This is a genomic window from Microbacterium sp. zg.B48 (assembly GCF_024623505.1).
In the GTDB taxonomy this organism is placed as follows: domain Bacteria; phylum Actinomycetota; class Actinomycetes; order Actinomycetales; family Microbacteriaceae; genus Microbacterium.
On record NZ_JANJFE010000007.1, the window covers coordinates 1 to 13,064 of the forward strand.

10 protein-coding genes are annotated in these 13,064 nt (G+C 70.1%); 6 read left to right on the top strand and 4 right to left on the bottom strand.

What is annotated here, in order from left to right; all coding sequences use genetic code 11:
• Positions 1–99 precede the first annotated feature (99 nt).
• From NQ152_RS06020 to NQ152_RS06030, 3 genes are read left to right on the top strand one after another with little or no spacing between them, the layout of a single operon-like run.
• Positions 100–927: an ABC transporter ATP-binding protein gene (locus NQ152_RS06020; RefSeq protein ID WP_257501276.1), complete on the top strand. Its 828-nt coding sequence runs from the start codon at positions 100–102 to the stop codon at positions 925–927.
• Between the two features lie 4 nt (positions 928–931).
• A complete protein-coding gene (locus NQ152_RS06025; RefSeq protein WP_257501275.1) occupies positions 932–1,726 on the top strand; it encodes an ABC transporter permease in 795 nt (264 codons plus the stop codon).
• Between the two features lie 42 nt (positions 1,727–1,768).
• Positions 1,769–2,614 (top strand): IclR family transcriptional regulator C-terminal domain-containing protein, encoded by an 846-nt coding sequence (locus NQ152_RS06030; RefSeq protein WP_257501274.1) that lies wholly within the window; start codon positions 1,769–1,771, stop codon positions 2,612–2,614.
• A gap of 49 nt (positions 2,615–2,663) precedes the next feature.
• Here NQ152_RS06030 and NQ152_RS06035 read toward each other — a convergent pair whose 3' ends face one another.
• The 4 genes from NQ152_RS06035 to NQ152_RS06050 form a co-directional block, all read right to left on the bottom strand.
• Positions 2,664–4,031, bottom strand: a complete 1,368-nt coding sequence (locus NQ152_RS06035) for an FAD-dependent oxidoreductase (RefSeq protein WP_257523358.1) — start codon at positions 4,029–4,031, stop codon at positions 2,664–2,666.
• Entirely contained in the window at positions 4,028–5,794 is a 1,767-nt protein-coding gene (locus NQ152_RS06040; RefSeq protein WP_257523359.1) for a dihydroxy-acid dehydratase, read from the bottom strand. Before NQ152_RS06040 ends, NQ152_RS06035 begins: the two co-directional genes overlap by 4 nt.
• A 108-nt stretch (positions 5,795–5,902) precedes the next feature.
• Positions 5,903–7,591, bottom strand: a complete 1,689-nt coding sequence (locus NQ152_RS06045; protein WP_257523360.1) for a thiamine pyrophosphate-binding protein — start codon at positions 7,589–7,591, stop codon at positions 5,903–5,905.
• A 125-nt stretch (positions 7,592–7,716) separates the two neighbouring features.
• Complete coding sequence (locus NQ152_RS06050) at positions 7,717–9,204, bottom strand: molybdopterin-dependent oxidoreductase (RefSeq protein ID WP_306815714.1); 1,488 nt, start codon at positions 9,202–9,204, stop codon at positions 7,717–7,719.
• 201 nt (positions 9,205–9,405) lie between these two features.
• On the opposite strand from NQ152_RS06050, the gene NQ152_RS06055 reads away from it, so the two are divergent.
• The 3 genes from NQ152_RS06055 to NQ152_RS06065 are packed head-to-tail and all read left to right on the top strand — an operon-like array spanning position 9,406 to position 12,990.
• Positions 9,406–11,181, top strand: coding sequence for a circularly permuted type 2 ATP-grasp protein (locus NQ152_RS06055; protein ID WP_257523362.1), 1,776 nt, complete (start codon positions 9,406–9,408; stop codon positions 11,179–11,181).
• A complete protein-coding gene (locus NQ152_RS06060; RefSeq protein WP_257501268.1) occupies positions 11,175–12,107 on the top strand; it encodes an alpha-E domain-containing protein in 933 nt (310 codons plus the stop codon). Before NQ152_RS06055 ends, NQ152_RS06060 begins: the two co-directional genes overlap by 7 nt.
• A 37-nt stretch (positions 12,108–12,144) precedes the next feature.
• Positions 12,145–12,990, top strand: coding sequence for a transglutaminase family protein (locus tag NQ152_RS06065; protein WP_257523363.1), 846 nt, complete (start codon positions 12,145–12,147; stop codon positions 12,988–12,990).
• Positions 12,991–13,064 lie beyond the last annotated feature (74 nt).

Below are 13,064 nucleotides of genomic sequence, written 5' to 3' on the forward strand. Positions count from 1 at the left end.
TCCGGCCCCCCCGACTCCCCCCCCCCCCCGGCCGGCGCCGCCCCACGCGTTCCCGGGGGGGGACGGCGCGGCACACCGATACGAGAGGCAACACCTCCCATGACAAATGAGACGCTCGTGCCGAGCGCATCACCCGTCGCCGTAGAGCCACCGCGGTTGCGCATCCAGGACATCGGGCGCGACTTCCACACCCGCAACGGCGTCACCCACGCGGTCTCCGGCGTGAACCTGAGCATCGAGCGGGGCGAGTTCGTCGCCCTGATCGGCCGCTCCGGCTGCGGCAAGACCACCCTGCTGCGCATGATCGGCGGACTGCTCCCGCCCAGCACCGGCACCGTCGAGGTCGACGGCAAGTCGCTGTGGCGCGGCGGTCACGTGGATCCGTCCGCGGTCACGAAGCTGGGCTTCGTGTTCCAGGAGAGCAACCTGTTCCCGTGGTTCTCCATCCTGGACAACATCGCCCTACCGCTCAAGCTCCGAGGCGTGGGCAAAGCCGAGCGGCGGGAGCGGGCTGCCGAGCTGGCGCGGCTGGTCGGCCTCACCGGGTTCGAGCGCTCCTACCCGCGTGAGCTGTCCGGAGGGATGCGCCAGCGCGCCGCCATCGCGCGGGCGCTGAGCACGGAGCCGGAACTTCTGCTGATGGACGAGCCGTTCGGGGCGCTGGACGCGCTCACCCGAGAGCGGATGAACCTGGAGCTTCAGCGCATCGTGCTGGAGACGAATTCGACGGTGGTCTTCGTCACGCACGACATCCCCGAGGCGGTCTTCCTCGCGGACCGGGTCGTGCACATGACCCCCCGTCCCGGTCGGATCCGTCAGATCCTGCCGGCGGAATTCCCCAAGCCTCGCGCCGTCGAGGTCACCACGACCCCTGAGTTCAACGAGATCGTGCGCATCCTGCGTCGCGACCTCGACGAGGAGGAATGACGACATGTCACCCCGAATGTTGAAAGCACTGCCGTGGATCGTCACGCCGTCGCTCGTGGTCATCATCGTCGTCGCCTGGTGGGCGATTGTGACGCTGCTGAACGTCAACCCGTTCATCTTCCCGCCGCCGCAGGCCGTGGGCGCATCGTTCATCCAGCTGCTGTCCGAACCGCGCACGTGGGCGGCCGTCGTCGTGACGGTGAGCGAGGTCATCATCGGCTTCGTGATCGCGGTCGTGTGCGGTGTGGTGGTGGGCGTCGTCCTGGGCAAGGTGCAATGGCTGGAACTCAGCCTCCGGCCCCTGATCGTCATCGCGCAGGTTGCTCCGAAGGTGGCCTTCGTGCCCCTGTTCGTGATCTGGTTCGGTTTCGGTCTGACCTCCAAGGTCGTCCTGGCGGCGCTGCTGGCGTTCTTCCCGATCATGCTCAACGTGCTGCTCGGCGTGCGTTCGGTCGAGCAGGGCCACCGTGAGGTGATGCAGAGCCTGAACGCGAGCAGGCGTCAGACGTTCCTGCAGCTGGACATGCGCAGCCTGCAGCCGTACCTGTTCGCGGGCATGGAGGTCGGCATCGTCCTGGCGACGATCGGCGCCATCGTGGGCGAGTACCTGGGCGGCAACAACGGCCTCGGAAACATGGTCGTCTCCGCGATGAACTCCCTGGATGCGGCGAGGACGTTCGCGCTGATCCTCTTGCTGTCGATCATCGGCCTCGTGCTGTATCTGATCGTCAACGAGGCCAAGCGGTTCGTGATCCCGTGGCACGAGTCCGTGTACGGGCTGCGGAACGTCAGCGCGTAGCAGCAGCGGGTCTCCACGTCGCTTCGCGTTGCGATCCCTAGGATGGGATCGCAACGCGAAGCGCGCGTGTATCGGGACGGCGGCATACCAGTGGCGGAAGACAGGTCCCGCGATCGAATCCAGAGCATCGAGCGCGGCATCGAGGTGCTCCGGGCCTTCGGTGGTCACGACGCGGCGCTGAGCCCCAGTGAGATCGTCGCCCGGGTCGGCCTTCCGCGCCCGGTGGTGCGACGCATCCTGCTCACCTTCGCCCACCTCGGCTACGCCCGCTCGCAGAACGGCATGTGGAGCCTGACCCCCCGGATCCTCGAGCTCAGCGCCGGATACTTCTCCACCGCCTCGCTGCCCGAGGTCGCCTACCCCTTCATGGGAGAGGTGGTCGAGCGCACGGGCGAGACCTGCAGTGTGGGCGTGCTGGACGGCGTCGACATCATCCACGTCGCCCGCGTGGAGGACCGCCGTCCGCTTCCCGACGCGGTGCGTGTGGGGATGCGCCTGCCGGCGCACGCGACGGCGCTGGGCAAGGTGCTGCTCGCGAACGCGCCGGATACGGCGGTGGACGACTACTTCCGCGTCGCCCCCCTCGAGGGTCACACACCGCAGACGATCGTGGACGAGTCCGACCTGCGCGACCGACTCGCGCTGGTGCGTGAGCGCGGCTTCGACGTCTCGGTCGAGGAGCTTCATCCCGGGATGCTCGCGGCCGCCGTGCCGATCCTCGTCGACTCCGAGGCGGTCGGGGCGCTGGCAGCGTCATCGACCACGGTGCGCGAGTCGGAGCAGAGCATGATCGAGGACGTCGTCCCGGTCCTGCGGGATGCCGCTGTGCGGGTCGCGCGCACCTACCGCAGCGCGAATCCGCAGCTGTTCCGGGCGGCCCGGGCATAGCGGCGCCCGGTCATCGCGCGCGTGTCGCGCGCAACGCCGGGCGCACTGGCTAGCTGACCGGCGCGGCGATGCCGGTCGGCAGGGTGGTGCCCAGGTAGGCGCCTGCGGCGGTGAGGCGGGCCTGGAGCTCGCCGATGTCGATGCCGGCAGCGCTGGTGCCCGCACTGAGCGCCAGGTCGGCGGCTGTGCCTGCGGCCTGGCCCATCACGAAGCACGGTCCGGTGACCCGCCCGGAGGACTGGCCACCCTGGGTCATCGATGCGCAGCGCCCGGCGACCAGCAGGTTCTCGACGACCTGAGGCACCAGCATCCGGTACGGGAGCTGGTTGTACCCGCGGGAGTCGACCGGCGCGAAGCGGAATTCCACGTCGCCGACCACGTGCGCTTCGACGGGCCAGCCGTTCACGCCGATGGTGTCGTCGAAGTCGGCGCAGCCGAGGACGTCGTCCTCGGTCAGCTGGTACGGCCCGACGATGCGGCGGGTCTCGCGGATTCCGATCGAGGGGGCGATGTCCACGATGTAGGAGTCCTGGAAGCCGGGGGTGACGGCTTTGATGAACGCGAACGTGTCCTTGACCTGCTGGCGGCCCTGGATCTCGCCGCGGGTGAGCTGCTCCACGTTCGTGCCGTCGACGGCCGAGCCGTCCTCGTTGGAGAGCTGCGTCAGGTTCGAGCGCCATTCCAGCGGGTTGCGCTGCGGGCGCACGATCGGCTTCTTGCGGGGAAAGCTGTGCGTGCCGGCCTCTTCGGCCTCCTCCATGATCCGGCGGATGGTCTTCCACGCCTCGCCGGCCTCTTCGGGGTGCACCCCGTTGATGCGGAACATCAGCGACGGGTACATGAGGTGTTCGGAGCGCTCGAACGGCGCCCCCGACCAGGCGGCCAGGTCGCCGTCGCCCGAGCCGTCGATGAAGAAGCGGCCGCGGATCGCGGCGCGACCGGACTTGGACTCCACCACGACGGCGTCGATCTTTGCAGTGTCGGCCATCACGACGTCGACGACGGCGGTATGGAAGAGCAGCTCGGCGCCGCTGGCCAGGACAAGCTCGTCGGCGGCGATCTTCAGGACGGAGATGTCGTACGAGAGCGCCTGGATGCGGTTGTCCACCGAGAGGTGCGGCTCGTTCAGTCCGTCCATCGCGGCCATGCGGTCCAGCAGCTCGTCGGCGTAGCCGCGGATGACGCGTCGGTCCTCGCCGTAGATCCGCGCGTGCAGCCCGCAGAACGTGGCGAGGCCGCCCATGGTCCCGGCGCCGCCGAGGAAGCCGTAGCGCTCGATGAGCAGAGTCGATCGGCCCGCGCGCGCCGCGGCGGTGGCGGCCATGATGCCGGCGGGGCCGCCACCGACCACGACGACGTCGTACTCGCCGATGACCGGCACGTCGGCGGCGGGCAGGTGGATGGTGGGGGTGCTCATGCGGTCTCCGTCAGTGAAAGGGCGGATGCCTCGTCCGAGGCGTCCGACGTGCAGGGCCCGGCGGGGCGTGCGCACAGCACGGCTCCGCAGCTGAGCGGCTGGACGAGCTGCTCGTACTGGTCGAGCATGCCGCCGCCGGTGTCGCGGTCCGCCGGGGGCGCGTACGGCGGCCGGGCGGCGAGCTCGGCCGGATCCACGAGCAGATCGAGGCTGCCGGTGGCCAGGTCGATGTCGATGATGTCGTCGTCCTGCACGAGGCCGAGCGGCGCCCCGGGGGCCGCGGCCTCGGGGGAGACCTCGCCCACCGTCATGCCCTGGTTGACCAGGCCGCTGAACTGTCCGTCGGTGACCAGAGCGACGCTCTGGGCGAGGCCCTTCGCGTGCAGGGCGAAGATGAACGCGCTGGTCAGCCCCATGCCGGGTGCGCCCGAGACGCCGATGCCGCGGATCACGGCGACATCGCCATGGCGCAGCCGCCCGTTCGAGATGCCGTCGATGGCCTCCTCGCGGTTGGCGAAGATGCGGGCCGGGCCGGTGAACCGGCGCGGCCCCGGGTCGGGCACCGGACGCTTGGCGACGGCTCCGCCCGGCGCGAGCGTGCCTCGCAGCACCGCGATCGCGGGGTCGGTGCCGAACGGGTCGGCGATCGGGCGGATGATCTCCCCGTCGGCCGGCCGGGCGTCGGCGGCGTTCTCGGCGATCGTCTTGCCGGTCACGGTGAGCTGGTCGCCGTCGAGCAGCGGCAGCAGCTCGCGCAGGATGGTCGCCCCGCCGCCGACGTCTTCGAACTGCTCCACGAGCCACGGACCGTTCGGGCGCACCGAGGCCAGGAGGGGCGTGTCGCGGCCCAGCGTGCGGAAGGTCTCCCACACGTCGATGTCCAGACCGGATTCGACCGCGATCGCCTGGAGGTGCTTGATCGTGTTGATCGAGCCGCCCACAGCCAGCATCGTGCGCACGGCGTTGCGGATGGAGCCGTCCGTGATGATGGCACGGGGCCGGATGTCCCGTTCGATGAGGTCGACCAGGGCGGCCGCGGACCGGCGGACCGAATCCCACATCGGTTCGCTGTTGGCGCGGACCGGAGCCGCGCCGGGGACGGCCATGCCGATCGCCTCGGCGACCATGTGCATCGAGTTCGCCGTCGCCAGCCCCGCGCACACCCCCGGGCCGAGGATCGCGTCGTCGGCGAGCTCCTCGAGGTGCTCGGTGGACTCGCCGGTGACGGCCGCCTTGGCGGCCAGCAGGAACACCTCCTCGACGTCGGCTTCGCGGCCCTCCGCGAGTCCGGAATGCTGGTACCCGCAGGGCACGATGATGGTGGGGATGTCCAGACGCCCGGCCGCCATCAGATGCGCGGGGGTGGTCTTGTCGCACGAGCTGAGGCAGATCATCGCGTCGAGTTTGGCGCCCTCGACCGCGGCTTCGATGTCGTTGACGATCAGATCGCGGCTGGGGAGGATGTACCGGCCGGCGCGGCCGGCGCTCGTGACGAAGTCACTCGGGGCGACCGTGCGGATCTCGAACGGCAGCACGCCCAGGGCGCGCAGCTCGGTCTTGAGCGCGTCGGCGACCTCGTCGAGGTGGGCGTAGCAGGCGGCCAGCTCGGAGGACGTGTTGACGATCGCGACCTTGGGCTTGAGCAGGTCGCCGGCCGGGATCCCGAGCGAGCGCCATTGCGCCCGACGGGCGATGCCCAGCGCGGATGTGGGCGGGAGGTTGCTGCGCAGGGGCCTGACGGCGTCGCTGGGTGAATCTGGCATGGTCGTCCTCGTCTCATGCGGTCGGCGCGGAAGGAATGGTCGTGCGGCCGACGTGATCTAGTGTACGCAATGCGGTCCGTACGTCGCAATGCGTACGGACCCGGGTGGTCAATGGGAGATGCGCACCGGCTCACCCGGGGCGGTGGACCGGCGGTGGCGGCGCGCCATCAGCCAGGACGGGAACTTGGCGATTTTGGCGTCGATCACGAGGGGGCGGTCTCGGGGACCGTCGACCCAGTCCCGCACCGCATCGAGGTCGGCGACGCTGCGGACGGTGATCCCCTCGCAGCCGTATCCCCGGGCGATGGCGGCGATGTCCGTCTCGGGGAACCGCACCAGGTCGAGCTTGTCGGTGTACGGCTCGAAGAGGTTGACTTCCGCCCCGTACGCGTCGTCGTTGTAGACGATCACAACCATGCCCAGCCCGAGCCGCACGGCCGTGTCGAGCTCGACGAGCGACATCAGGAACGCCCCGTCGCCCGTGCCGACGACCGGGAGTCTGTCCGGCTGCGCGACTCCGGCGCCGATTCCGGCGGCCAGCCCCATGCCGATCGCCTGGAACGACAGCGGGATGCAGTACCCGCGCTCGTCCGGCACCCGCAGGTGCGCGCCCGGATAGCAGTTGACGTTTCCGCCGTCCGGCACGACGACCCGCTCGATCGGGAGGATGGCATCCAGGGCGTTCGTCAGCTCCTGCGGATCGACGCGCTCCGCCGTCGGTCGCGGTGTGAACGGCTGGTCCTTCCAGTACCGGAACCGGCGCACCCGCTCCGCAACGTCGGGGGTGCGATAGCCCGCCTTGCCCGGTGCGCGCTTGTGGACCGCGTCCGCGACTGCGGCGGCGACGGATGCGGCATCCCCGACGATGCCGAGGTCGACCGTGCGATGCAGGCCGATCGCGTCGGCGCGGTCATCGACCTGCACGGTCGTGGCCGTCTGCAGCAGCTCGCCGCTGCGGGTGGTCCACGTGTTGAGCGCGGCGCCGAAGGCGACCAGGACATCGGCGCCGGAGATGAGCTCCGCCGCGCCCTCGGTGGCGAAGCCGCCCATGACGTCCAGCGCCCATTCGTCCTCGACGAACAGACCGCGCCCGGCCGCGGAGGTGACCAGCAGGGCACCGGATGCCGCGGCCAGCCGTCGCAGTTCGTCCTTCGCACCCCACGCGCCACGTCCTCCCACGATGACCGGGCGCTCCGCCGCGGTCAGCAGTCCCACCAGGTGCGCGAGCTCCTCGGGTGAGGGGCCGGAGGGCGCAGGCGCGGGAAAGAGGGGGATGGCGGCTTCGTCGAAGTCGACGTACTCCTCCTGAAGATCGACCGGCAGCGAGAGCACGACGGTCTCGCGCCCCACCACGGCGGTGCGGATTGCGGCGGCGGTGTCCACCACGGCCGACGCCGGCGTGCGGATCCGCGCAGGAGTGGCGCCGACGGAGGCGACGGCGGCGTCCTGGTCGATGTAGAAGTTCGAGGTGACATCGCCCGCCGCGGTGTCACCGGTGACGACGAGCAGCGGCGTGTGGCACTTGGCCGCCTCCGCGATGCCGGTCAGGGCGTTGGTCAACCCGCAGCCCTGGTGCACGGACAGCACGGCCAGGCGCCCGGGGGTGGTGCGGCTGAACGCGTCGGCCATCGTGGCCGCACCCATCTCGTGCCGCGTCGCGGTGAACGGCATCCCGGCGTCGATCATCGCGTTGGTGACATGGAAGTTGCCGCTTCCGACGACACCGAAGATGTGCGCCCCGCCCCGTGAGGCGATCGTCCTGCCGATCGCCTCAGCCACCGTGATCCGCTCGGTCATACCGCCTCCGTCGCCGTTGCGCGTCCGATCGGCGACCGGGGGTCCGCCTTTCCAGCATTGCGGGCTGATCGCAGAAGGTCAACGCCATGCGTACCAGCGACCGCTAGGCGTACGAGGGGTCGGCGTCAGAAGACCTCCACGAATCGCTCCGGCCACCCGCTGGCGCCATCGGGGTCTGTCCGGGTGCGCGTCTCGGTCTGGACCTCCCCTGTCTTGCTGGTTGCCCGGCATCGGATCACGTGGTTGCCGGTGGTCGCCGTCCAGGGCAGCATCCACTGCACCCACGTGTCATCGGAGATGGCTGTCGCCAGCGTCGCCGTCTGCCAGGGTTCCTCGTCGACCTGCACCTCGACGGCCGCAATGCCCACCGTCGGCTGCCAGGCGACTCCGGCGATGACCGTCTCCCCGGATTTCAGACCCTGCGCTTTGCGGGGCACGTCGATCCTCGACTGCAGCTTGATCGGCCCGCGCTCGGACCATCCGCGGGTCGTCCAGTACGCGCTGACCGCGTCGAACCGCGTGACCTCCAGCTCGGTGACCCACTTCGTCGCCGACACGTAGCCGTACAGGCCGGGCACGACCATTCGCACCGGGAAGCCGTGTTCGGGTGGCAGCGGCTCGCCGTTCATCGCGATCGCCAGGATCGCATTGCGCGCGTCGGTCAGAGCCGCCAGCGGCGAGCTGGCGGTGAATCCGTCGATCGAGTGCGAGAGCACCATGTCCGCCTCGGCGGTCGGCGCGGCCCGCGCCAGGAGGTCGCGGATCGGGTAGCCGAGCCACAGCGCGTTGCCGATCAAATCGCCGCCGACCTCGTTCGACACGCACGCGAGGGTGGTGTAGCTCTCCTGCAGCGGCAGCGCCAGCAGCTCATCCCACGTGATGGTGACCTCGGTGCCGACCAGTCCGTGGATGCGCAGAGTCCAGTCCGCCGGGTCCACCTGGGGCACCAGGAGCGCCGTGTCGATGCGGTAGAACTGCGCGTTGGGGGTGACCACCGGCGCCAGGCCGGGAACGTCGAGCTCGGCCGTGGCCGGCACCGGCGGCGCCGCGACGGCCGGAGCCGGCAGCGTCAGTGCGTCCCTGACCGCGGTCACGGCGTGGACGCCGGCGCGGGCGAGCGAAGAACCCACCGCCGCCAGCACGCCCACCGCCACGGTGCCCACCGTCCAGAGCAGGAAGGTGCGGCGTTGGAGTGGTGTGGACTGCTCGGCCGGGTCCGGTTCGGGCTCCGTCGCGCGCTCGGGCACCGCGATCGGTGCGACCTTCAGACGCCCGGGTACCCGGGCCATCAGCAGGGCCAGAGCCAGGGCCGCTGCGGCGCCGGCGACCACCGAGGGCACCCAGTCCAGCGGGGCGGGATCGGCCCGGGTGACGGCGGCGACGGCGCCCACTCCGCCGAACAGGATCATCGCGGCGATGCCGAACGGCGGCCACCGCAGCTCCACCAGCCCGGTGATCGCCGCGAGCACCACCAGCACGATGCCGATGCCGATGATCAGCGCGAGCTTGTCGTCGGTCCCGAACAGCGCGATCGCGGCATCCTTGGCCCAGGGCGGCGCGAGATCGATCAGGGCGGAGCCGATCGCGGCGATCGGGCTCGCATCGGGCCACATCAGGGTCGCCGTCAGCTCTCCCACACCGCCGCCGAGCACGGCTGCGGCAACGCCGGCCCCCGCCGCCGCGAGCCGTCGACCCCTCGTCCCGCTCCCCACGGCTGAAGCCTACGCTCGCGCCGCGCCGGGCGGGGCGGCGCGCGCTTCACACCGGGATCGCACGAAACATGCGGGCAACACACCCCCGACTAGAGTCGTGGAATGGGTGATCTTTTCGACGGCTACGGGTCAACATTGGCACCCCGAAAGAGCGCATCCGGCATCCCCGCCTTCGATGAGATGTTCGGCAGCCCTTCGCATCCGGGCGAGGCAGCGCAGTCCCGCGAGGCGTATCGCGAGCTCTACCAGGCACTGGCCCAGATGACTCAGGAGGAGCTGCGCGGTCGGACCGAATCGCTCGCCAGTTCGTACCTCGCCCAGGGTGTGACGTTCGATTTCGCCGGCGAGGAACGCCCATTCCCGTTGGATGCCGTTCCCCGGGTCATCACGTTCGACGAGTGGTCGCGGGTCGAGGCGGGGGTCAAGCAGCGCGTGCGCGCGCTGGAGGCCTTCCTCGACGATGCATACGGCCGCCAGCACTGCGTGCGCGACGGCGTCCTGCCGGCCGGGCTGATCGCCTCGTCCCAGTATTTCTACCGTCAGGCTGCCGGCATCCGCTCGGCCAACGGGGTGCGCATCCAGGTCTCGGGGATCGATCTGATCCGTGACGAGCACGGAGAGATGCGCGTGCTGGAGGACAACGTGCGGGTCCCGTCCGGGGTCAGCTACGTCATCTCCAACCGCCGCGTGATGGCCCAGACGCTGCCCGAGCTGTTCGTGTCGATGCGCGTGCGTCCGGTCGGCGATTACCCGAACAAGCTCCTCGCCGCGCTGCGCGCCTCCGCGCCCGCCGGCATCGAGGACCCCAACGTCGTGGTGCTCACTCCGGGGGTCTACAACTCCGCGTACTTCGAGCACACGCTGCTCGCGCGGCTGATGGGTGTCGAGCTCGTCGAAGGGCGCGATCTGCTCTGCGTCGGCGGCAAGGTGTTCATGCGCACGACCCGGGGACCGCAGCGCGTCGATGTGATCTACCGTCGCGTCGACGACGAATTCCTGGACCCGCTGCAGTTCCGCGCCGACTCGATGCTCGGCGCACCGGGACTCATGCTCGCCGCGCGGCTGGGCAACGTCACGATCGCCAACGCGGTGGGCAACGGCGTGGCCGACGACAAGCTGCTCTATACCTATGTCCCGGAGCTGATCCGGTACTACCTCGCCGAGGAGCCGATCCTCAAGAACGTCGACACGTGGCGGCTCGAGGATCCCGGCGCACTGGAGGAGGTGCTGGACCGGCTCGACGAGCTCGTCATCAAGCCCGTCGACGGCTCCGGCGGAAAGGGGCTGGTGGTCGGTCCGGACGCGTCACCGGCCGAGCTGGAGACTCTGCGCGAGCGGCTGCGCGCCGACCCGCGCGGGTGGATCGCCCAGCCGGTGGTCATGCTCTCGACGATCCCGACGCTCGTGGAGGACGGCATGCGCCCGCGGCACGCCGATCTGCGCCCGTTCGCCGTCAACGACGGGGAGGACATCTGGGTGCTTCCGGGCGGACTGACCCGTGTCGCACTGCCGGAGGGGCAGCTCGTGGTCAACTCCAGCCAGGGCGGCGGCTCGAAGGACACGTGGATCGTCGGCGGCTCCGCCCCCTCGCACGTCGAGTACGGGCAGGGAAGCGGACTGGCCGGCCTGGTGGCCGATCAGGCCGCGACGATCACCGCAGCGATCCCGATCATCTACGACGGGCAGCCGCCCCCCACCCACTCTCCGCAGGATCGCCCGCGCACGCGCGTGGAGCAGCAGGAGCAGCAGCAGCAGGCTCGCGATGCCACCATCCCGTCGACCGCGAGACTGCATCCGCGCCTCGAGACTGCGGGTAAACCGCACTGTCTGGATGCCCCGTTGCAGTCTCGCGGGGAAGAGGATGGTGCCGCATGCTGAGCCGGATCGCCGAGAGCCTGTTCTGGATCGGGCGGTACATCGAGCGCAGCGACGGCACCGCGCGCATCCTCGACGTGCACCTGCAGCTCCTGCTCGAGGATCCGTGGATCGACGAGGACACCGCGTGCCGCTCGCTTCTGCTGGTGATGGGCGCCCTCCCGCCCGGACCCGACGAGGTGGTGCGCCGCCAGGACGTGCTGGCCAGGCTCGCGGTCGACCAGATGAATCCGGCATCCATCTCCTACGCGCTGCAGGCGTCCCGCGAGAACGCCCGCCGTGCGCGTGAGATCGTCTCGACCGAACTGTGGGAGACGCTCAACACCACCAATTCACGGATGCCGCGGCGGCTGCAGGCCGACAAGGCCCACGAGTTCTTCAAATGGGTGCGCGAGCGGGCCGCGCTCGCGGTCGGCACCGTCGACTCCTCCACCAGCCGGGACGAGGCGTGGCAGTTCTTCACGCTCGGTCGGAGCATCGAACGGGCCGACATGACCGCGCGCCTGCTCGCGACCAGGTCCCTGACCGAGGCATCCGGACCGTCGTGGACGACGATCCTGCGCTCCTGCGGTGCGTACGAGGCCTATCTGCGGACGTACCGCGGCATGCCGAGCGCCCGGAATGCGGCCGAGTTCCTGCTGCTGGACCGGCTGTTTCCGCGGTCGATCATCTACTCGATCCAGCGTGCGGAGGAGTGCATGAGCGCGATCGATCCCCGCGCCGATCGCGTGGGTCACTCCAACACCGTGCTGCGGGCGCTCGGGCAGATCCGCAACGACCTGGAGTACCGGCCGATCAGCGAGATCCTCGACCATCTGCCGCAGCACATGCGTGCCGTCCAGAAGGTCACGCGGGAGGCGTCGGAGGCCATCAAGGCGCGCTTCTTCCCGACCCAGGCCGAACCGAGCTGGATCGGAGAGGTTTCATGACGACCCGACACGCCCGCCGACCGCTGGGGCGGCAATCGTGAAGCGACTCCGCATCGAGCATCAGACCGGGTTCTCCTACCCCGGCGAGGTCTCCGCGTCCTACAACGAGGCGCGGATGCTGCCCAGCTCGACCGACAGCCAGTTCGTGCTGAGCTCGTCGCTGGACATCGAGCCGTCGACCTCGGTCAACCAGTACGTCGACTACTTCGGCACCCGCGTCGCCGCTTTCGATGTCCTCTCCCCGCACGCGTCGCTGACCATCTCGGCGCGCTCACTCGTTGAGGTGCGCCCGCGGCCGATGGAGCACGCGGACATCACCTGGACTCGTCTGGGCACCGAGGTGGAGCGATCCATCGAGACGGTGGAGCAGCTCGTCCAGACAAGCCGCACCCGACCGCACCCCGAGGTCGCCGAGATCGCCCGCGTCATCGCGGCCCAGCACGAGCGGCCCGGCATCGCCGCGCACGAGATCGCCATGGCGGTCGGCAACGCGGTCGAGTACATGCACGGCATCACCGGCGTGCATTCGACGGCGGCGGAGGCGTGGGCCGAGCGCAAAGGCGTCTGCCAGGACATCACCCACATCACCCTGGGGGCACTGCGCGAGGTCGGCATCCCGGCACGGTACGTGTCGGGGTACTTCCATCCGCGGCCGGAGGCGGAGGTGGGGGTCCCGGTCACCGGCGAGTCCCACGCGTGGGTCGAGTGGTTCGCCGGCGAATGGCAGGGTTTCGATCCGACCAACAACATCGACATCGGCGATCGTCATGTCCTGGTCGGACGCGGCCGCGACTACAACGACGTGCCGCCGCTGCGGGGCGTGTACGCGGGTCCGTTCAAATCGCAGCTGCACGTGAAGGTCACGATCACCCGCGAGGCCTGAGGCTCCGTCCGCTCGGCGCCGACAGGGCGTCCCCGCCGGCGGGCCTTCGGAAACGGGCCGGCCCACTCGCGCCG